The 19,903-nt window shown below is 68.9% G+C and carries 17 protein-coding genes; 6 read left to right on the forward strand and 11 right to left on the reverse strand.

All coding sequences use genetic code 11. The features are described from left to right. Positions 1 to 29: 29 nt before the first annotated feature. From CFB46_RS24780 to CFB46_RS24790, 3 genes are read right to left on the reverse strand one after another with little or no spacing between them, the layout of a single operon-like run. Positions 30 to 1,031 carry an HpnL family protein gene (locus CFB46_RS24780; protein ID WP_089501602.1) on the reverse strand — a complete coding sequence of 334 codons (1,002 nt, stop codon included), beginning with the start codon at positions 1,029 to 1,031 and terminating at the stop codon, positions 30 to 32. Beyond that, positions 1,028 to 1,837 (reverse strand): HalD/BesD family halogenase, encoded by an 810-nt coding sequence (locus CFB46_RS24785; protein ID WP_089501603.1) that lies wholly within the window; start codon positions 1,835 to 1,837, stop codon positions 1,028 to 1,030. The genes CFB46_RS24780 and CFB46_RS24785 overlap by 4 nt, the downstream gene beginning before the upstream one ends. After that, positions 1,834 to 2,529, reverse strand: coding sequence for a CDP-alcohol phosphatidyltransferase family protein (locus CFB46_RS24790; protein WP_027782796.1), 696 nt, complete (start codon positions 2,527 to 2,529; stop codon positions 1,834 to 1,836). Before CFB46_RS24790 ends, CFB46_RS24785 begins: the two co-directional genes overlap by 4 nt. 656 nt (positions 2,530 to 3,185) lie before the next feature. Between CFB46_RS24790 and CFB46_RS24800 the strand changes: the two genes are divergently transcribed. Further along, complete coding sequence (locus tag CFB46_RS24800; protein ID WP_027782797.1) at positions 3,186 to 4,700, forward strand: acetyl-CoA hydrolase/transferase family protein; 1,515 nt, start codon at positions 3,186 to 3,188, stop codon at positions 4,698 to 4,700. A gap of 30 nt (positions 4,701 to 4,730) precedes the next feature. On the opposite strand, the gene CFB46_RS24805 is transcribed toward CFB46_RS24800, so the two are convergent. Continuing rightward, on the reverse strand, positions 4,731 to 6,260 hold the full coding sequence (locus tag CFB46_RS24805; RefSeq protein WP_027782798.1) for a DHA2 family efflux MFS transporter permease subunit: 1,530 nt from the start codon (positions 6,258 to 6,260) through the stop codon (positions 4,731 to 4,733). A 134-nt stretch (positions 6,261 to 6,394) separates the two neighbouring features. Here CFB46_RS24805 and CFB46_RS24810 point away from each other — a divergent pair, with 134 nt between their 5' ends. The 3 genes from CFB46_RS24810 to CFB46_RS24820 are packed head-to-tail and all read left to right on the forward strand — an operon-like array spanning position 6,395 to position 7,696. Further along, on the forward strand, positions 6,395 to 6,835 hold the full coding sequence (locus CFB46_RS24810; protein WP_027782799.1) for a MarR family winged helix-turn-helix transcriptional regulator: 441 nt from the start codon (positions 6,395 to 6,397) through the stop codon (positions 6,833 to 6,835). A 26-nt stretch (positions 6,836 to 6,861) separates the two neighbouring features. After that, positions 6,862 to 7,257, forward strand: a complete 396-nt coding sequence (locus CFB46_RS36595; protein ID WP_227789598.1) for a hypothetical protein — start codon at positions 6,862 to 6,864, stop codon at positions 7,255 to 7,257. Between the two features lie 13 nt (positions 7,258 to 7,270). Continuing rightward, positions 7,271 to 7,696, forward strand: coding sequence for a helix-turn-helix domain-containing protein (locus tag CFB46_RS24820; protein WP_089501604.1), 426 nt, complete (start codon positions 7,271 to 7,273; stop codon positions 7,694 to 7,696). Positions 7,697 to 7,844: 148 nt separating this feature from the next. On the opposite strand, the gene CFB46_RS24825 is transcribed toward CFB46_RS24820, so the two are convergent. After that, a complete protein-coding gene (locus CFB46_RS24825; RefSeq protein WP_089501605.1) occupies positions 7,845 to 8,726 on the reverse strand; it encodes a helix-hairpin-helix domain-containing protein in 882 nt (293 codons plus the stop codon). 182 nt (positions 8,727 to 8,908) lie between these two features. Continuing rightward, on the reverse strand, positions 8,909 to 10,453 hold the full coding sequence (locus CFB46_RS24830) for a sigma-70 family RNA polymerase sigma factor (protein WP_089501606.1): 1,545 nt from the start codon (positions 10,451 to 10,453) through the stop codon (positions 8,909 to 8,911). Between the two features lie 295 nt (positions 10,454 to 10,748). On the opposite strand from CFB46_RS24830, the gene CFB46_RS24835 reads away from it, so the two are divergent. After that, positions 10,749 to 11,171 (forward strand): hypothetical protein, encoded by a 423-nt coding sequence (locus tag CFB46_RS24835; protein ID WP_089501607.1) that lies wholly within the window; start codon positions 10,749 to 10,751, stop codon positions 11,169 to 11,171. 33 nt (positions 11,172 to 11,204) lie between these two features. Further along, a complete protein-coding gene (locus CFB46_RS24840) occupies positions 11,205 to 11,999 on the forward strand; it encodes an SH3 domain-containing protein (RefSeq protein WP_089501608.1) in 795 nt (264 codons plus the stop codon). Between the two features lie 122 nt (positions 12,000 to 12,121). Here the strand turns inward: CFB46_RS24840 and ilvD are convergent, their stop codons facing one another. From ilvD to CFB46_RS24865, 5 genes are all read right to left on the reverse strand, one after another. Next, entirely contained in the window at positions 12,122 to 13,981 is a 1,860-nt protein-coding gene (ilvD, locus tag CFB46_RS24845; protein ID WP_027782806.1) for a dihydroxy-acid dehydratase, read from the reverse strand. A 320-nt stretch (positions 13,982 to 14,301) separates the two neighbouring features. Continuing rightward, positions 14,302 to 15,324: an Ldh family oxidoreductase gene (locus CFB46_RS24850; RefSeq protein WP_089501609.1), complete on the reverse strand. Its 1,023-nt coding sequence runs from the start codon at positions 15,322 to 15,324 to the stop codon at positions 14,302 to 14,304. Next, positions 15,317 to 16,909, reverse strand: a complete 1,593-nt coding sequence (locus tag CFB46_RS24855; RefSeq protein WP_089501610.1) for an aldehyde dehydrogenase (NADP(+)) — start codon at positions 16,907 to 16,909, stop codon at positions 15,317 to 15,319. The genes CFB46_RS24850 and CFB46_RS24855 overlap by 8 nt, the downstream gene beginning before the upstream one ends. A gap of 73 nt (positions 16,910 to 16,982) precedes the next feature. Continuing rightward, entirely contained in the window at positions 16,983 to 18,608 is a 1,626-nt protein-coding gene (locus CFB46_RS24860) for an APC family permease (RefSeq protein WP_089501611.1), read from the reverse strand. 226 nt (positions 18,609 to 18,834) lie between these two features. Then, positions 18,835 to 19,755: a dihydrodipicolinate synthase family protein gene (locus CFB46_RS24865; RefSeq protein ID WP_089501612.1), complete on the reverse strand. Its 921-nt coding sequence runs from the start codon at positions 19,753 to 19,755 to the stop codon at positions 18,835 to 18,837. Positions 19,756 to 19,903: the final 148 nt, after the last annotated feature.

A 19,903-nucleotide genomic window follows, 5' to 3' on the forward strand; every position in this document is an offset into this window, starting at 1 on the left:
TCCAACCAAAAAGCCGGCGATCTGAACGATCAGTCGGCGAGCGGCTGCGGCGCATGGCGCCGCTGCCAGTTTCTTTCACTGAAATGCAGATAGAGCAGGCCGGGCAGGCCGAGCGCGAGTTCGCGCGCGCGCTTCGCGAGCGACAGCGCGAGCGCCGCGTCGGGCGGCAGGCCGACCAGCGGCGCGAGCAGCAGGTAGCCGCCTTCCTGCGCACCGAGCGAGCCCGGGATCGCGAAAGCCGCCCCGCGAATCGCCTGGCCGACGCTTTCGAGCAGCAACGCGTCGAGCCAGCTCACCGGATGCCCGAGGAAGTGCAGCGCGAGCCACACTTCCGCGGTGCCGACGATCCAGCCGGCGAGACTCAATGCGAAGGTCTTCGCGACTTTCGCGCGATCGCGGTACAGCGCGCCGACCGCGTCGTCGATCGCGTCGGCGCGCGTGGCGAGCGACGACCAGTCGCGCGGGCCGAATAGCTTCGACGCGAGGCGCAGGCCGCGGCCGAACAGCCCGCGCCGCTGCGCCAGATAGAACATCACCGCGAGCGCGCCGAGCACGCCGGTGGCGATCAGCGCGGGCGTACGCAGGTACGCGACCGACTCGTGCGTGGCATACAGGCTGAATGCGGCGATGCCGATCAGCGCGAAGGCCATTTGCGCGAGCGCCTGCATCGTCGTGCTGACGGTCACGGCGGCGGCCGCATCGGCCATCCGTGTGCCGCGCTGCGCGAGGTGGCGCACCATCAGCACCGGGCCGCCGATCTGCCCGGCGGGCAGCAGGCTGTTCACCGATTCGCCGACCCAGCGCGCGCGCAGCGCGTTGCCGAGGTCGGCGCCCGGCTGCCCGCGGCGGAACATCACGGAAATCGCGACGGCGTCGATCGCGAGCGGCACGACGTGGAACACGGCGACGAGCGCGAGACCCCAGCCGGCCGCGAGGAACGTGGACGCGACCGCGCCGACGCCTTGCCAGGCCAGAAGTGCGATGAAGAGTGCGGTCCCGAGGGACAGCAGGATGAGGCCCGCGCGTGTCATGACCCGCTCGTGCGTCGCGTCGCCAGTTGCTTGAACACCTGGCGGAAACCGAAATACGCGATCGCGTCCTTCATGTTCGAGATGAAGCGCTTCCACGGTCGCATGCCGGGGTTCGTCACGTATTCGAACGTGAGCGACACGCGCATCTCGTTCTGGCCGAGCGGCGTGATGCGGTGGCGCAGCTTGTCGCCGTCGAACAGCACGATGCCGCCGTCGGCGATCTGCACGGAGCCCGGTTCGTCGGCGACGTCCGGGTTGCGCGTATGCAGCTCGTAGTCGAGCCGGCACGACGATTCGTCGATCACGCCGATCAGCAGCGTGTAGCGGCGGCCATCGTAGTACGACGTGTCGTAGTGCCAGCCGATGTGGTCGCCGGGCTTCGTGTAGTAATACAGCGCGTACGCGTGCGGATCGTCGTCCGGCGACGGCATCAGCTTGTCGCCGGTGATTTTCTCGAGGAAACCGATCAGCGCCTTCGAGCGATACAGCTCGGCGATGTACGGCGCTTGCGCGTCGATCGTATGGCGGCTCACGCTGCCGCCCTGCTTGTGGCCGGGCAGGTAATTGCGGTTCAGGCCGGCCTGCATCGCGCGGGCGGCGTTCGCCAGCTTCGCGTGCGCGTCGGTCGGCAGGAACGTGTCGAGGTAGAGGAACGAGCCCTGGCGCGTGTAGTCGCCGCGCAGGCGGTCGAGGTCGAGCTGGCCGACACGGTCGGCCACGGTGCGATCGGGATCGGCCGCGGCCGCGCGCACGGGCGCGGGGCGTGCCGGGCTCAGCACGGAATCGTCGCGCGTGCTAGGAGTCATTTGGAAGCCTGGATTTCGGTTGGGTTCTGCGCGGCCGGGTTCTGCGGAAGGTTGCCGCGCCGCACGATGCGCCACCAGTCGATCACGACCCAGGCGGCGAACAGCGGGGCGCCGATCGACGCCGCGAGCAGGAACGGCTCGACGCCGTCGACGAGCGTCACGATCGGCAGCAGGTACAGCACGTCTTCCGTCTCGAAGCCGCCGGCGAACGCCTGCTTGGTGCCGGCCTTGCCGGCGATCGATTCGATCCGCATGCGCAGGAAGAAGATCAGCGCGACGGCCGCGCCGGCCGCCGCGCCGAGCAGCACCGGCGACGCGGCCATCTGGCCGCCCTGGGCGACGATGCCGACGCCCATGCTGACGAACAGCGCGACCGTGACGAGCGCATCGGCCGCCAGGTCGTAAAAATGACCGATCTTGCTGGACTTGCCGCTGATGCGCGCGAGTTCGCCGTCGGTGTGGTCGACGAAGTTCGACAGCACGATCAGGAACGCGCCTGCATTGCTCCAGCCGAAGCCGCCGTGCGCGAGGCACCAGGCGCCGGCGAGGCCGATCAGCAGACGAAGGGTGGTGAGGTGATTCGGGGTGACCGGCGTATCGACGAGCGGTCGGACAAGCGAGCGCGCGAGCCGCGCATCCCAGGTGCGTGGCAGCGGTGGCTCGGGGCGTGTGGCGGTTTTTCTTTGGTCCATCGGCGAAATATATACGGAATTGTAATTTGTTGCTTTTTCTTCGATCAATGTCCTGACATGCGGGAGTGTTACCGCGTCTTGCGGGTATCGGCCGGTTCAAAAACGCAGGTGCGAACGGGACGGCCAACCGGGCGGCCGGACCCGTCTTCCAGTGTGGTTCGCATCGCGCGGCTGTCAAGGCCGGACGGGCCTCGCAGGCCGATACGGCAGGATTTTTCGGGCCGGTCGGCCGGCGTAGCGCAGCGCATGCGACCTTGATCTCCGTCAGGTCCGGAAAAGCCGCATCGGGCGACAATCGGCCGCGCCGGCCGGGTACCGGCGATTACCGAACCAAATGCCGTCAATGCCGATGAAATTTCATCGATTGATGCGCGACGGTCGGCGATCGCGAACCGGTGATTCGCCCCGATGCTTTCGCATGCCTTTCGCGTGCCTTCGGCGGGGGCGGATCGCCTGTCACGGAACGCTCGTTCGATACCCGGCAAATCCGGCAAGGATCTTTTGCATCCGGCGGACATTTCGCGGCGATGGCCTCTGCGATACTCCGGCCGTGCCCGTGGTGCCGGGCCGCCCCTCGCGGCCCCAAAGGGCTTCGCGTCGCTCAGGAGACACCCCCCGCGACGTCAACGACAGACCAAAGCGTCAAGAAACCAGCCATGTCTTCATCACGCATCCTCGCTCCCGCCCTGCGTTCGCTCGTCCGCACCGCCGACGAAGCCGCCGCGCTGATCCGCCCCGGCATGACCGTCGCCATGAGCGGCTTCACCGGGTCGGGCTATCCGAAGGCCGTGCCGGCCGCGCTTGCCGCCCACATCGACGCGGCGCACGCGCGCGGCGAGGACTTCCGGATCAACGTGCTGACGGGCGCGTCGACCGCACCGGAACTCGACGGCGCGCTCGCCCGCACCAATGGCATCTCGATGCGGCTGCCCTATCAGTCCGACCCGACGTTGCGCGACAAGATCAACGCCGGCGAAGTCGATTACCAGGACGTCCACCTGAGCCACGTCGCGCAATACGCGTGGTTCGGGCTGTACGGCGATCTCGACGTCGCGATCGTCGAAGTCGCGGGCATCCGCGAGGACGGCCTGCTGATCCCGTCCGCGTCGATCGGCAACAACAAGACCTGGCTCGAGCGCGCGAAGCACGTGATCCTCGAAGTGAATGCGCGCCAGCCGCTCGGCCTCGACGGGATGCACGACATCTACTATGGCACCGCGCTGCCGCCGCACCGCAAGCCGATTCCGCTGACGAAGAGCGACGACCGGATCGGCGAGCCGTATCTGCGCTGCCCGGCCGACAAGATCGTCGCGATCGTCGAGACCGACGCGCCCGATCGCAGCAATGCGTTCACCGCGCCGGACGAGACGTCGAAGCAGATCGCGCTGCAACTGATCGACTTCCTGCGCCACGAAGTGAAGCGCGGCCGCCTGCCGGAAAACCTGCTGCCGCTGCAGTCGGGCGTCGGCAACATCACGAACGCGGTGCTCGCGGAGCTCAGCTCGGCCGGCTTCTCGAACCTGACCGCGTACACGGAAGTGATCCAGGACGGCATGCTCGACCTGCTCGACGACGGCACGCTGAGCTTCGCATCGGCCACCGCGCTGTCGCTGAGCCCGGCCGCCGTGCAGCGTTTCGCCGATGAAATCGCGACGTTCCGCGAGAAGATCGTGCTGCGCCCGCAGGAGATCAGCAACCATCCGGAACTCGTGCGCCGGCTCGGCTGCATCGCGATGAACGGGATGATCGAGGCCGACATCTACGGCAACGTGAACTCGACGCACGTGATGGGCACGAAGATCCAGAACGGCATCGGCGGCTCGGGCGACTTCGCGCGCAACGGCTACCTGTCGTGCTTCATGTCGGCAAGTACCGCGAAGGGCGGGGCGATCTCGCGGATCGTGCCGATGGCGAGCCACGTCGACCATACCGAGCACGACGTCGCCGTCGTCGTCACCGAGCAGGGGCTGGCCGACCTGCGCGGCCTGTCGCCGAAGCAGCGCGCGCGCAAGATCATCGCGACCTGCGCGCACCCGGACTATCGGCCGATGCTCGAGGACTACTTCGAGCGCGCGTCGCGCGAAAGCTTCGGCAAGCACACGCCGCATCTGCTCGCCGAGGCGCTGTCGTGGCACGAGCGCTACGTGCGGACCGGGACGATGAAGGCCTGACGGGGCCTCGGACGGGCACATGCGTGCCCGTCAGTCCATCGCCGCATGCGCGACGTCGACGCTCGCCGTTTTCTGCGGCGGGCGGATCAGCAGCAACAACGGGATCATCAGCAGCGTCGCGACGAACATCAGCTTGAAATCGTTCAGGTACGCGATCATCGTCGCCTGCTGGTTGATCGTGCGGTCGAGCAGCGCAATGTCGACGCGGCTGCCGATCATCGCCTGCACGGCCGGGTCGAACGGCGTGACGTGGGTCGCGAGGTCGGCATGCGCGACCTGCGTATTGCGCGTCATCAGCGTCTGCACGATCGAGATGCCGATACTGCTGCCGATGTTGCGCATCAGGCTGTAGGTGGCCGTGCCGTCCGCGCGCAGGTCGGGCGGCAGCGTCGAGAACGACAGCGCGCTCAGCGGCACGAACACCAGCCCGAGGCCGAAGCCCTGGATCACGCCGGGCCACACGATGTCCGCTTCGGACAGCACGATCGTGTACTGCATCATCTGCCACAGCGCGAGCGCGGAAATCGCAAGTCCCGCGAGCAGCAGCAGCCGCGCATCCACGTATTTCAGCAGCCGCCCGACGAACAGCATCGCGATCATCGTGCCGGCGCCGCTCGGCGCGGTGACGAGGCCCGTCGTCGCGACCGGATAGCCCATCAGGTTCTGCAGCATCGGCGGCAGCAGCGCGCGCGTCGCATACAGCACCGCGCCGACCACGAAGATGAACAGCGTGCCCGTTGCGAAATTCGGGTCGCGCAGCAGTTCCGACTTGAAGAACGACGCCTTGCCGACGGTCGCCGTATGCGCGAGGAAGAACGCGAAGCCGAGCGCCGCGACGAGCGCCTCGATGCGGATCTCGTACGAACCGAACCAGTCGAGCTGCTCGCCTCGGTCGAGCATCGCCTGGAACGCGCCGATCGCGAGCGCGAGCGTCGCGAAGCCGAACGCGTCGAATTTCACGTGCGGGCGCGGCGCGCGCGCCGGCAGGAAGGTCATCACGCCGGCGAGCGCGAATGCGCCGATCGGCACGTTGATGAAGAACACCCAGCGCCAGTTGTAGCTGTCGGTGAGCCAGCCGCCGAGCGTCGGGCCGAGGATCGGGCCGACCATCACGCCCATTCCCCAGATCGCCATCGCCTGGCCCTGTTTCTCGCGCGGATTGATGTCGAGCAGGATCGATTGCGACAGCGGCACCAGCGCGGCGCCGAATACACCCTGCAGCAGCCGCGCGCCGACGATCTGCACGAGCGTCTCCGACAGCCCGCACAGCGCCGACGCAACCGTGAAACCGGCGATCGACACGATCAGCAGCCGCTTTACGCTCAGCCGGTCGGACAGCCAGCCGGTGAGCGGCGTCGCGATCGCCGCGGCGACGATGTAGGAGGTCAGCACCCACGTGATCTCGTCCTGCGACGCGGACAGCGTGCCCTGCATATGGGGCAGCGCGACGTTCGCGATCGTGCTGTCGAGGGTCTGGATCAGCGTGGCGAGCATGATCGACAGGGTCAGCATCGGCCGGTTCAGCGCGGGCGAGGCGGGGGCGTCGGCGGCGGGGTTCAAGCGGGAGTCTCCGTGGGGCGGCCGCCGTGGGCGGCGATCGGTATGGCGCAAATTATAAGCGTGCTTATTATATAGCCGCTTATCGCCGCGTCGCGAGCCTCGGGCCGGTTCCGGCTTGACCCTATAATCGCCGCATGGACAAGACCTACGAGAACCGGATCGGTTACCTGATCGCCGACGTGGCCCGCCTGAACGGGCGCCTGTTCGACCGGCGCGCGAAGCGCATCGGGCTGACGCGGGCGCAAAGCCGCGTGCTCGCGTACCTGACGTGGAAGGGCGAGATGAATCAGGCGCGGCTCGCCGAATGGCTCGAGATCACGCCGATCTCGCTCACGCGGCTGCTCGACCGGATGGAAAGTTATGGCTGGATCGAGCGCGTCGCGAACGACGACGACCGCCGGGCGTTCGTGATCCGGCTGACCGACAAGTCGCGCGAGATCTTTCCGCAGATGCTGGAGGTGGGCGATACCGTCGCCGACGACGGGCTGCGCGGCTTCACGCCCGACGAGCGCGATACGCTGGTGCGGCTGCTCGGCCGCGTGCGCCGCAACCTGATCGACTGCGGCGGCGAGTGACGCGGGCGCCCGGTCGGGCGTACCGCTTGCAACCACAAAAAAAGAGAACGTCGAGAGATGACCGAGGCACGACGAATCGGCCGGAAGACCGTATTGCGATCCTCATCGCGCTCGCGCTGGTACTGATCCTCGGGATCGGCACCGCTTGGCTCGGGCACGGCGATGCGCCCGCGGCGTTCGACGCGGCGATGGCGATGGCGATGGCGATGGCGAAGCGCGGCGCTCTGGACGGCGAATTCAGCGTTGCGCTGATGTACGAGCACGGCGACGGCATCGAGCGGAATCACGCCGAAGCCGCCCACCTCCGCGGCGGACGGCAATGGCGATGCGGCACGGCGGAATACGACGCGGGTTCAACGGTTTCATGGCGGTCCGGGCTTGTCTTCACGGAGTCGAGCAACTATCTTGCGACTTCAAGTTAACGTGAGATCAAGCATGAGCCGACTGGACATCGCGGACGTGGCGCGGCGCACGGGATTGCCCGCATCGACACTGCGCTACTACGAGGAAAAGGGGCTGATCGTGCCGATCGGCCGGCACGGACTGCGGCGGCAGTACGACGCGTCGGTGCTCGAGCGCCTGGCGTTGATCGCGCTCGGCCGGGAGGCCGGTTTCTCGCTCGACGACATCTTCGCGATGGTCGGCGCGGACGGCCGGCCCGCGATCGATCGCGCGAAGCTCGATGGCAAGGCCGACGAGCTCGACCGCACGATCCGCCGCCTCGGCGCGGTGCGCGATGCGCTGCGGCATGCGGCCGTGTGCCCGGCGGCGAACCATCTCGAATGCCCCTCGTTCCAGAAGCTGCTGCGCATTGCCGCGCATCGTCATCCGGCGCGCCGCGCGAAGGCGGACAGTGCGTAGGCGGCGAGCCTGCGCGACGGTGGGCGTGGCGGTAGCGGTTCGACAGGAGGGCGGCTACGGGGCGACGTAACGGGGTCGACGTGCCGGATCGTCAAAAGGGGATGCCGTCCGCACCGCCTTCGACGTCGGCAAACCGTTGATGCATGACTCACCCCGCGTAATACACGCGGCATTCCATCTCGCGCCCGCGCACGATCCGCTTGCCGACGAGCGCGCCGACCGTTTCGGTGAAGACGGTGCGCTGGTGCTCGCACTGCACGGCGTCGTAGAAGTAGAGCGAGACCGAGTCGGTCGGGCGCCCGGCTTCCGGCGTGCGCATGGCGGCATGCTGGCTCAGCACCGTGAAATGCCAGCCGCCCTTGGTCATGTGCATCACGGGCGGCGGTACGTATCCGTCCGCGTTCAGGCGCCGGTGCCTGAGCCTCGGCAGCACGCCGGCGGCCGCCTTGTTGCGGTACTGGCGATCGATGTAAAGCAGCAGTTCGATGGGCGGTTCCGTGCCGGGGCCGGCGTTCTGCATGTGACCTTGCCAGCGCCGCCGGCGGCTCAGCACGTCGTCGAGTGCGGCGCGGATGCCGACCGCGCGTCGCGGGCCGACACCCGCGATCGTTTCGAGCTGGCCGTTGCGGGCCGCGCGCTCGAGTTCCTCCAGCGTGTCGATGTGCAGTGCGTCATGAATGCGCAGCGCGAGCGCGTGGCCGATACCCGGCACCGCCTCGAAGGCCGATGCGCGTTCCGCGTCGCCGCGCAGGCGGTCGAGTTGGCGCCAGCGCCCCGTCACCAGCAGCTCGGCGATCGCCTGCGCGACGCCCGCGCCGATGTCGGGCAGCGCGCCGAGCGCCTCGACGCCGCCGGTTTCGAACACGCCGCGGATGTCGCGGTCGAGCGCGTCGACCGTATCGGCCGCCGCGCGGTATGCGGCGGCCCGGTACGGGTTCGCGCCCTGGGCGACAAGCCATTGCGCTGCCTCGCGCAGGCGGGCCGCGATAGGCTGGTTTTCCTCGTACGTCTGGCTGACGGTCGACTGCATGGCGAGGGACCCGGAAAGCACAAACGGAATGGACGCGGCGAGCGGTGCGCCGGTCGGCTGTCAACCATTGTCGCGACGCGCGATGAAGAAAATTTGATGCGCGTCAATGGCAAACGTAGCACAGGCGCGAAGCGCACGGTCGTGCCGGAATAGGGCACGACCGTGCGCCGCCCGCGATGCGGTCAAGCGTCGAGAAACGACTGCGCGTTTTCGGCCTCGGCGGCCGTACGGAGCGCGGCGAGCGCCCGTTTCTCGATCTGCCGCACGCGCTCGCGCGACATCCCCGCGTCCTGCGCGATCGCGTCGTAGGTGTCCGGCTCGGCGCCGCCGAGGCCGAACCGCCGGCGCAGCACGTCGGCCTCGGTCGGCGTGACCGACCGCAGCAGCGACCGCACGCATTCGCGCATGCGCGTGTCGGCCAGTTGCTCGAACGGGCTGGCCGATGCCTGATCCTCGATCAGTTCCACGAGGCCGGTGTCCGCGTCGGGCAGCGGCGTGTCGAGCGAGACCGGCTCTGCGGGCAGCGCGAGCACCGCGCGGAGCTTGTCTTCGTCGAGACCGGTTTCGGCCGCGAGCTCGGCGGGCGTGGCCCGCCGGCCCGTGCGCTGGCGAAAGCGCAGCGCATGCCGCTGCACGCGCTGGTACTGGTCGCCGACGTGCACCGGCACGCGGATCGTGCGCGAGCGATCCGCGACCGAGCGCGCGATCGCCTGACGAATCCACCAGGTCGCATAGGTCGAGAACTTGAACCCGCGCCGATATTCGAATTTCTCGATCGCGCGCATCAGGCCGAGACAGCCGTCCTGCACGAGGTCGGACAGGTCGACGCCGCGGTTCAGGTACTTGCGCGCGATCGACAGCACGAGCCGCAGGTTCGCCTCGAGCATCGCACGCGTCGCGTCGCGCACCTTCTGCTGGCCGTCGCTCAGCGCCGCCGCGAGCGCGCGCCGTGCGACCGCGTCGAAGCACGCTGCGTCGACCGCCGACGGATCGTGGGGGGCGGCCGCGAGTGCGCGCACCGTACGGCTCGCGTCGTCGGCGGCCGGCGCGACCCAGGCGAGCGAACCGAGCAGCGCGGCCACGCGGTTGCGTGCGTCGCGGTATTCGGCCGAACGGCTGCCATGCGCATGCAGTGCGCCGCGCAGCGCCGACACCGCTGCGTGCAGCGCATCGTAGCGGGCGGGCGCGTGCGCGCCGGCGTCGTCGTCATCGGGCGAGCCGGTTGTTCCGGTTGCGGCGGTGCCGCCCGTCGCGCGATGACGCGCTAGCAGCGCGTCGACCGCGGGCGGATAACCGGCAATCGCGTGCAGTACCTGATGGCGGCCCGTCTCGATCTCGCGGGCGAGCACGATTTCGCCTTCGCGCGTGAGCAACGGCACCGCGTGCATGCGCCGCATATAGAGCGCGAGCGGATCGGTCGACGCGCTCGTGCCGCGCGCGAGGTCGCCGAGCATGGCCCGGCCTTCGTCGAGCGCCTCGCGATCGACCTCGACCGGCGCCGCGCCGGCGAACGGTGCAGGCACGGCCGGCTCGTCGAGTACCGCGATGCCGATATCGGCAAGCGCGGCGCGCACGACGTCGAGCGCGTCGGGGCTGTCGCTTTCAGGCGGCAGCGCGTCGACGAGGTCGGCGTGCGTCAGATAACCCTGCTCGCCGGCGAGCGCCAGCAGCTGGATGATCGGATCGAGCGGTGTGTCCGCCCGGGAAGTGGGGCGTGGCGTAGTCATGTCGATGGCGGCGCGAGCCGCGTTCCTGTCTGGGCGGGCCGAAGCTCGCCGGTTTGCGGTTGCCGGTGGTCGCGGACGCCCGTCCGCGCCGGTCAGCCCGACATCGTTCAAGTTGAGGGCATTTGCGCCAACTTCAACGCCGGCGCCGCGGACGGGCCAGCACGCGGCGTGCCTGCTTCGGCGTCCGGGGCAGGAAACAAAAAGTAACCGATCATACGCGCGGAAATCTGCAGGGGACGTAAGCTAGAGTCAGGCGCGCGCCGGCGGCGACGCGCGGATTCTGCCGGAGTACGAGATGAACCCGATTTCCGCCGCGAGGCCCGCCGCAGCCATGCTGGCCGCACTGGCGCTTGGCGGCTGCTACTACACGAGCCCGTACGGTTATGCACCTTATTACGCGCCGGTGCCCGCCACGGTGACGCAGCGCGAGATTCCAGTCGCACCGGCCGCACCGGGGCCGGCCCCGTCGACCGTGCCCCAGGCGCAGGTCGATGCCGGCGCGGCGGTGCCGGTGTACGTCGCCCCGGCCTACGTGCCGCCGCCGTATCCGTATTACTACCCGGCGTACTACTCCGGCTGGTACGGGCCGCCCGTGACGATCGGCTTCTGGGGCCGCTGGGGCGGCGGATACTGGGGCGGGCGCGGCGGGTATTGGCATCGTCCGTGGGGCGGCGGGCATTGGGGTGGCGGTCACTGGGGCGGCGGCCATCGGCACTGAGCGGCGCACGGCGGCACGGCGCGGGAGAGCATCATGAGAAACACGATTGTCCGAAGTCTGTGTGTCGTCCTGGCCGGCCTCGCGGCCGCACCGGGCGTCGCCGATGCGCAGAGCAGCGCTTACACGAATTCGCCGGCCGAGCTGTATGCCGGGCCTGCGCCCGATTATCCGGTGGTCGCGGAGATTCCGCCCGGCACCGCGCTGGACGTATTCGGCTGCCTGAGCAACTACGCGTGGTGCGACGTCGCGTTGCCGGGCGTGCGCGGCTGGATCGATGCGCAGTTGCTCGACTATCCCTACCAGGGCAGCTACGTGCCGTTGCTCGAGTATGGCGCGATCATCGGCGTGCCGGTGACCGGCTTCGCGATCGGCGCGTACTGGGATCGCTATTACCGGCACCGCCCGTGGTATCCCGACCGCGATCGCTGGGCGCGTCGTCCGGAGCCGAGGCTCGGCCCCGGAGGCATGCCGCCGGGGCAAGGGCGTCCGCAACCGGGCGCGCCGATGCAGGTCGCGCCGGGCGGCCCGCCGCCCGGGCATGACACGCGGCCGTCGGCGACGCGCGGCGGCTGGAATGGCGCGAACCGCGTGCCGGCGCCGGCTGCGCCGACGCCGATGCCGGGTGGAGCGGGCAACGCGCGTCCGGCCGGCCCGCCGCCGGCCGTGCTGCGTCCACCGCCCGCGCCGGGCGGCGAGGTCCATACGATGCCGCCGCCGGTGCGGCAGGGAGGCGGGGGCGGCGGTTATGCACGACCTCAAGGCGGTGGAAACGGCGGCGGTAACCACGGCGGCGGTGGAGGCGGCGGCCCCGACGAGCTCCGGCACTGATGGCCTGGGGTGCCGCGGGTTCTCCGGGCACCGGACGAAAAAAAGCCGCTCCGAAGAGCGGCTTTGGGATCGGGCAAGCGGGGCCGAGGCAACGCGCCACCGGCCGCCCGCAACCCGCTGCGTCAGTCGTCGAGCAGCGACAGGTCGCGTACGGCGCCCTTGTCGGCCGACATGACCAGCTTCGCGTATGCCTTCAGCGCCGCGGACACCTTGCGCGGACGCGGCTGCGCGGGCTTCCAGCCTTTCGCGTTCTGTTCTTCGCGGCGGCGCGCCAGTTCCTCGTCCGACACCAGCACGTCGATCGTGCGATTCGGAATGTCGATGCGGATCCGGTCGCCGTCGCGCACGAGGCCGATCGCGCCGCCCGCCGCCGCTTCCGGCGAGCAGTGGCCGATCGACAGACCCGACGTGCCGCCCGAGAAACGGCCGTCCGTCAGCAGCGCGCACGCCTTGCCGAGCCCCTTCGACTTGATGTAGCTGGTCGGGTAGAGCATTTCCTGCATGCCCGGGCCGCCCTTCGGGCCTTCGTAGCGCACGATCACCACGTCGCCGGCCTTGACCTTGTCGTTCAGGATGTTCTCCACCGCTTCGTCCTGCGACTCGGTCACGTGCGCCGAGCCTTCGAACACGAGGATGCTTTCATCGACGCCGGCCGTCTTCACCACGCAGCCGTCGAGCGCGATGTTGCCGGTCAGCACGGCCAGGCCGCCTTCCTTCGAGAACGCGTGCTCGTACGAGCGGATGCAGCCTTCGGCGCGGTCGAGGTCGAGGCTCGGCCAGCGCGTGTTCTGGCTGAATGCCACCTGCGTCGGGACGCCTGCCGGGCCGGCCATGTAGAACGTGCGGACCGCTTCGTCTTCCGTGCGGACGATGTCCCACTGGTCGAGTGCATCTTTCAGCGTCGGCGCGTGCACGGTCGGCACGTCGGTGTGCAGCTTGCCGGCGCGGTCGAGTTCGCCGAGGATCGCCATGATGCCGCCTGCGCGGTGCACGTCCTCGATGTGGTACTTGTTCGTGTTCGGCGCGACCTTGCACAGCTGCGGCACGATGCGCGACAGGCGATCGATGTCCTTCATCGTGAAGTCGATGCCGGCTTCACGCGCGATCGCCAGCAGGTGCAGGATCGTGTTGGTCGAACCGCCCATCGCGATGTCGAGCGTCATCGCGTTCTCGAACGCCTTGAAGCCGACCGAGCGCGGCAGCACGCGTTCGTCGTCCTGCTCGTAGTGCTGGCGCGTCAGTTCGACGATGCGGCGGCCGGCGCGCTTGAACAACTGCTCGCGATCGGCGTGCGTCGCGACGACCGTGCCGTTGCCGGGCAGCGACAGGCCGAGCGCTTCGGTCAGGCAGTTCATCGAGTTCGCGGTGAACATGCCCGAGCACGAACCGCAGGTCGGGCACGCCGAGCGTTCGACTTCGGCGACGTCGGCATCCGAATACGACTGGTCGGCCGCGATCACCATCGCGTCGACGAGGTCGAGCTTCTTCAGTTCGACGGTCTTGGTGACCGGGTTCGCGAGGCGCGTCTTGCCGGCTTCCATCGGGCCGCCCGACACGAAGATCACCGGAATGTTCAGGCGCATCGCGGCCATCAGCATCCCCGGCGTGATCTTGTCGCAGTTCGAGATGCACACCATCGCGTCCGCGCAGTGCGCGTTCACCATGTATTCGACCGAGTCGGCGATGATGTCGCGGCTCGGCAGCGAATACAGCATGCCGTCATGGCCCATCGCGATGCCGTCGTCGACCGCGATCGTGTTGAATTCCTTCGCGACGCCGCCGGCAGCCTCGATCTCGCGCGCGACGAGCTGGCCGAGATCCTTCAGGTGCACGTGCCCGGGCACGAACTGGGTGAACGAGTTGACGACCGCGATGATCGGCTTCGAGAAATCGTCGTCTTTCATGCCGGTGGCGCGCCACAGCGAGCGCGCACCTGCCATGTTGCGGCCGGCGGTGGAGGTTTTGGAACGGTAAGTGGGCATTGTGGTTGCTGAAGAAATATCGCGGGAAAAGGGTGGAGGCTCGGGAATAAAGGCCTCTCTCGCGCCCGTGCGAACAACCTCTTGAGCTGCGCCCTGGGCAAACCCCACGATTATCCCACAGCCGCCGGGCCTGCGGCGCCGGCGGGAACGGGCGAGCGGCGCGGGTGGTGCCGGGCAGCGGCCAAGGGCGCCGAGTGCATCAAGCTCACGCAGTTCACCCGGCACGAAGCCCGACGCAGGCCGTTGCCGGCGCAACCGGGCGGCTTCATCGTCGCTCGTTCCGCCGACGATGAAGCCGCGCCGTGCCGCTCGGTCGCGCGTCAGTCGAGCAGCGTCAGGATCTCGTCGTACAGCGCCTTCGGAATCCGCACGCCGTTCGCGATGCTGCGCGCACGGGCGTCGAAGCGCCGTTGCGACGGCAGCCGCGCGCCCTGTGCGACGATCGATTCGAACATCCGCTCGCCGCGCACGAGCCCCGCATCGAGATCGTCGCCGAGAAATACCTTCGGATCGAACGCGATCACGAGTTCGCCATGGCACGGCGTCGCGCCGACGCCTTCGTCGAAGTCCATCGATTCCCGGCTCGTCATGTCGCCGATCAGCGCACCGCCGAGCAGCTCGACCATCGCCGCGAGCGCCGAGCCCTTGTGGCCGCCGAACGTGCGCATCGCGCCTTGCAGCGCGGCCTTCGGGTCGGTGGTCGGCTGGCCGTCCGCGTCGATCGCCCAGTGCGGCGGAATCGCCTTGCCCTGTTTCGCGTGCAGCTCGATGTCGCCGCGCGCGATCGCGCTCGTCGCGAAATCGAACACGAACGGCTCGCCGAACGGACGCGGCCACGCGAACGCGATCGGGTTGGTGCCGAACACCGGTTCGCGGCCGCCTTCCGGCGCGACCCAGCTGTGGCTCGGGTTCATCGCGATGCCGACCAGCCCTTCGGCGGCGATCGCCTCGACCTCGGGCCACAGCGCGGAGAAGTGATAGCAGTGGTTGATCGCCATCGCGGCGATGCCGTGCTGCTTCGCCATCTCGACGAGCACCGGCAGCCCCGTCTCGAAGCTCAGCAGCGAGAAGCCGCGATGCGCGTCGACCGCGACGATCGACGACGACAGCCGGCGCAGCGTCGGCACGGCTTGCGGATCGACCTTGCCCTTCTTCAGCGACCGCACGCAGACGAGCAGCCGATACACGCTATGCGAATGGCATTCATCGCGCTGGCCCTGCGTGATCACGTTGGCGATCGCGCGCGCATGCGCGTCGGACATCCCGTGGTGCGTCAGCACGCGCAGCGCGAGCGCATGGACTTCATCGAGCGACAGGACGACTTTGGCGGTTTGCTCAGACATGGTTCACCTCCCGCGGGGCAGGCACGCCGTCGATGCGTTGCGGCACGTGCAGCGGATTGCTGCTGCGGATCGCTTCCGGCAACAGCGCGTCCGGCAGGTCCTGATACGACACGGGGCGCAGGAAGCGCTCGATCGCGCGCGCGCCGACCGACGTCGTGCGCGTGTCGGACGTCGCCGGGAACGGGCCGCCGTGCACCATCGCGTGACCGACCTCGACGCCCGTGCCGAAGCCGTTGACGAGAATGCGGCCTGCCTTGCGTTCGAGCGTCGGGCGCAGCGCGGCGAACAGCGCCGCGTCGCCGTCGGCGAGATGCGCGGCGATCGTCAACTGGCCTTCGAGCGATTTCAGCACGCGGTGCAGCGTGTCGGCGTCCGGGCAACGCACGATCAGCGACGCGGGGCCGAATACTTCGTCGCGCAATTCGGGGTGCGCGATGAATGCGTCGGCGGATGTCGCGAACAGCGCCGCGCGGGCCTGGTGACGGCCGCCTTCCGCGCCTTCGGCCAGCAGCTCGACCGCATCGTGATCGCGCAGCGCCGCGACGCCTTGCGCATAGCTTGCGTGGATGGGCGGCGTCAGCATCGTCTGTGCGGCTACGGCGCGCACGGCGTCGGCCGCCGCGGTTTCGAATGCGCGCAGCGCGGGGCCGTCGACCGCGAGCACGAGGCCCGGATTCGTGCAGAACTGGCCGGCGCCGAGCGCGAGCGATGCGACGAACTGCGGGGCGATGGTGTCGTGACGCGCCTCAAGCGCGGCGGGACACAGCAGCACGGGGTTGATCGAGCTCATTTCCGCATAGACGGGGATCGGCTCGGCTCGCGCGGCCGCGATATGCATCAGCGCCACGCCGCCGCGGCGCGAGCCGGTGAAGCCGACCGCCTTGATGCGCGGATCGGCGACCAGCGCCTGGCCGATCTCGCGCGATGCGTCGAACAGCAGCGAGAACACGCCGGCCGGCATCCCGCATTCGCGCGCGGCCTGCTGGATCGCGCGGCCGACGAGTTCCGACGTGCCCGGATGCGCGGAATGCGCCTTGACGATCACCGGGCAGCCGGCCGCCAGCGCCGACGCCGTGTCGCCGCCGGCCACCGAGAACGCGAGCGGGAAGTTCGACGCGCCGAACACGGCCACGGGCCCGACCGCGACGTTCCGCAGGCGCAGGTCGACGCGCGGCAGCGGCTTGCGCTCGGGGCGCGCCGGGTCGATGCGTGCGTCGAGAAAACCGCCGTCCCGTACGAGCGACGCGAACAGCGCGAGCTGGCCGACCGTACGGCCGCGCTCGCCTTCGATGCGCGCGCGCGGCAGCCCCGTTTCGACGACGCAGCGCTCGATCAGATCGTCGCCGAGCGCCATGATGTGGCGGCCGATCGCGTCGAGGAACGCGGCGCGCGCGTCGAGCGACGTTTCGCGATACGTGTCGAACGCGTCGTCGGCGAGCGCGCACGCCGTTTCCAGGTCGTGCAGGCTCGCGCCGCCGAACGCCGGTTCGAGCGGTTCGCCGGTCGCGGCGGCGATCGCGTGGAGGGTGCCGTTCTGTCCGGCGACGGCCGATTGGCCGAGCAGGAACTGACCTGTGAGTTGCATGGTTTTCCTCGGAAAAAAGCAGGGCCGGGCGTGCTGCGCCCGGCCGATGGAAGGGGAAAAGGGCGCGGACGCGTCAGTCCTCGTCGTCGTCGAGCTGCAGCTTGTCGGAACGGACGCCCGTGTTGGCACCCCAGTAGTAGATGACGAGCGCGACGGCCGCGACGACGACCGTGTCGTACGGATGCGCGAGCCGGCCCGTGCCGCCGAAGCCGCCGAGATACGACAGCACGATCATCGCCGCATAGAACGCGATCAGCCACGCGGACGAACGCACTTGCTCGGCGAGGCTCAGGTGCGCGGTCGGCACCCAGCGGCGGCACGCGAGATAGATCGCGAACATCACGATCTGCAGGCCGAGCAGCCAGGACACCGTGCTCCAGCCCGACCAGTAGACGATCAGCGCGGCGATCACGAACGACGCGGGGCCGGTGATGCCGAACGCGCTCGCGCGGAACGGCCGCGGCAGGTCGGGCGCGGTGCGGCGCAGCGCGGCGACCGACACGGGCGCGACCGCATAGCTGAGCACCAGCGCGGCGGACACGATGTTGATCAGCGCTTCCCACGACGGGAACGGCAGCGTCCAGAAGATCGCGAGGCCGAACGTGAGCCACAGGCCCGCGCGCGGGATGCCCGACGCTTCGTCGACGCGCGTGAACACCTTGAAGAACGTGCCCGTCTTCGCCCAGCCGTAGACGACGCGCGGCGTCGCGTTCATGTAGATGTTGCCGCAGCCGCTCGGCGAGATCATCGCGTCGGCGACGACCATCACCGCGAGCCAGCCGACGCCGAGCGCGAGGGCGATATCGCGGTACGGCAGCGAGAATGCCTTGCTCACGTCGTGCCAGCCGGCGGCGAGCATCGCCGTCGGGATGCTGCCGATGAAGGCGAGTTGCAGCAGCACGTAGATCAGCGTCGACAGCAGGATCGACAGGATCAGCGCGATCGGGATCGTGCGCTGCGGATTGCGCACCTCGCTCGCGACCGACACGATCGGCGTGAGCCCGAGGTACGCGAAGATGATGCCGCCCGCCGACACGGCCATCTCGATGCCGGGCATGCCGAACGGCGCAAAGCCGTGCACGGTCAGGTTCGCCGGCTTGAAGAACGTGAACAGCACGCCGATCACGGCGAGCGGCACGATGAACTTGAAGATGCTGATGATGTTGTTCGCCTTCGCGAACGTCTTCACGCTCGAGTAGTTCAGGTAAAAGAAGAAGCAGAGCAGCGCGGCCTGCACGAGCCAGCCGAGTGTGGTCGGGTCGCTCGACCCGGCGACCGTCAGGCCCGGAAACCACGCGGCCGCGTACTGGCGCGCGGCGACGACTTCGATCGCGATCAGGCTCGAGAACGCGATCAGCGTGATGAAGCCCATCAGGTAGCCGAGCAGCGGGCCGTGCGAAAACACCGGGTAGCGCACCACGCCGCCGGCGCGCGGCAGCGCGGCGCCGAGTTCGCAGTAGACGATGCCGAGCAGCAGCACCGCGAAGCCGCCGAGCAGCCACGAGAAGATGCCGGCCGGGCCCGCGATCGTCGACACGTGACTCGCGGCGAACAGCCACCCCGAACCGAAAATGGCGCCCAGACCGATGAACGTGAGATCGGTCAGCGACAGCTGTTTCTTGAACTTGCCGTGACCCGCGTCGGGGTGCGCGGAACGGGAAAGCGGGACAGACGGGTGAGCATTGCCTTGGCCTGGCATGGGCGTGTCTCCTGGAGAATGTCGGTGCAGGCGCGCGTGGCGCGCGCTCCGACGGAGCAGCGCGCACGCCTGCCGGCCGGCGTCGCCCGGTTCGAACGACCGGGGCGGGCCATGGCCCGTTCACGCGCGGCGCGGGCTGGCGCCGGGGCGAGCGGGACCGCAGGCCATGCCGGACCGCGGATGGCGACGCACCGGGCAAGCCCGCGCGCCGCCGCAGGGGCGTCGATCAGAGACCGACGTCGGGCAGCGCCGGGCGCGTTTCGAGCGCCTTCGCGACGATGGCCTTCACTTCCGCGAGCGTGTCGCCTTGCAGCGCGAGGCGCGGCGGACGCGTGACCGCGCTGCCGCGGCCGACCAGCTCTTCGCACAGCTTGATGCACTGTACGAGGTCCGGGCGTGCGTCGAGGTGCAGCAGCGGCATGAACCAGCGATACAGCGCGAGCGCTTCGTCGAAGCGCTTTTGCTTCGCGAGGCGGAACAGCGTTTCGCCTTCCTTCGGGAACGCGTTCGACATGCCCGACACCCAGCCTTCGGCGCCGACCGCGATGCTCTCGACCACGACATCGTCGAGGCCCGCGAACAGCACGAAGCGATCGCCGACCGCATTGCGCAGGTCGATGAAGCGGCGCGTATCGCCCGACGAATCCTTGAAGCAGACGATGTTCTCGCAATCCTGCAGCGCGATCAGCACGTCGGGCGTCACGTCGTTCTTGTAGATCGGCGGGTTGTTGTAGACCATCACCGGCAGGTCGGTGCTCGTCGCGACCGCGCGGAAGTGCGCGGCGGTTTCGTGCGGCTTCGCCGAGTACACGAGCGCGGGCATCACCATCACGCCGTCGACGCCGACGCGCTGCGCTTCGCGCACCGTGTTGCGCGCGAAGTCGGTCGTGAATTCGGCGATGCCGGCGATCACCGGAATCTTGCCGGCGGCCGCGTCGCGTGCGGCTTCGATGACCTGGAGCTTCTCGCTCGTCGACAGCGACGTGTTTTCGCCGACCGTGCCGCAGACCACGAGGCCCGACACGCCGTCGTTCACCAGGTTCTTGACCACGCGGTGCGTGGCGTCGATGTCGAGGGAGAAGTCCGGCTTGAACTGGGTGCTGACGGCCGGGAAAACCCCGGTCCACTGAATGGCTTTGCGGCTCACTGAAATCTCCTACGTTCGTATCGGTCGGCCGACGGGTGTGTCGGTGTGGCAACCAGTATCGCCGCGCAAACGCCCATCACGCTTGAGTCGTATCGCGGAGCAAAATGACGAAATCGGCACAGCGACCGGCGGGGGCGCGAAGGGCGCA

Origin of the sequence: Burkholderia sp. HI2761 (genome assembly GCF_002223355.1) — a bacterium.
Taxonomy (GTDB): Bacteria; Pseudomonadota; Gammaproteobacteria; order Burkholderiales; family Burkholderiaceae; genus Burkholderia.

Coding starts and splice junctions, on each gene's coding strand:
- CFB46_RS24780 (WP_089501602.1), bottom strand. CDS start 1,031: ATGACACGCGCGGGCCTCATCCTGCTGTCCCTCGGGACCGCACTCTTC.
- CFB46_RS24830 (WP_089501606.1), bottom strand. CDS start 10,453: ATGACTACGCCACGCCCCACTTCCCGGGCGGACACACCGCTCGATCCG.
- CFB46_RS24800 (WP_027782797.1), top strand. CDS start 3,186: ATGTCTTCATCACGCATCCTCGCTCCCGCCCTGCGTTCGCTCGTCCGC.
- CFB46_RS24850 (WP_089501609.1), bottom strand. CDS start 15,324: ATGTCTGAGCAAACCGCCAAAGTCGTCCTGTCGCTCGATGAAGTCCAT.
- CFB46_RS24860 (WP_089501611.1), bottom strand. CDS start 18,608: ATGCCAGGCCAAGGCAATGCTCACCCGTCTGTCCCGCTTTCCCGTTCC.
- CFB46_RS24810 (WP_027782799.1), top strand. CDS start 6,395: ATGGACAAGACCTACGAGAACCGGATCGGTTACCTGATCGCCGACGTG.
- CFB46_RS24785 (WP_089501603.1), bottom strand. CDS start 1,837: ATGACTCCTAGCACGCGCGACGATTCCGTGCTGAGCCCGGCACGCCCC.
- ilvD (WP_027782806.1), bottom strand. CDS start 13,981: ATGCCCACTTACCGTTCCAAAACCTCCACCGCCGGCCGCAACATGGCA.
- CFB46_RS24835 (WP_089501607.1), top strand. CDS start 10,749: ATGAACCCGATTTCCGCCGCGAGGCCCGCCGCAGCCATGCTGGCCGCA.
- CFB46_RS24840 (WP_089501608.1), top strand. CDS start 11,205: ATGAGAAACACGATTGTCCGAAGTCTGTGTGTCGTCCTGGCCGGCCTC.
- CFB46_RS24825 (WP_089501605.1), bottom strand. CDS start 8,726: ATGCAGTCGACCGTCAGCCAGACGTACGAGGAAAACCAGCCTATCGCG.
- CFB46_RS24855 (WP_089501610.1), bottom strand. CDS start 16,909: ATGCAACTCACAGGTCAGTTCCTGCTCGGCCAATCGGCCGTCGCCGGA.
- CFB46_RS24820 (WP_089501604.1), top strand. CDS start 7,271: ATGAGCCGACTGGACATCGCGGACGTGGCGCGGCGCACGGGATTGCCC.
- CFB46_RS24790 (WP_027782796.1), bottom strand. CDS start 2,529: ATGGACCAAAGAAAAACCGCCACACGCCCCGAGCCACCGCTGCCACGC.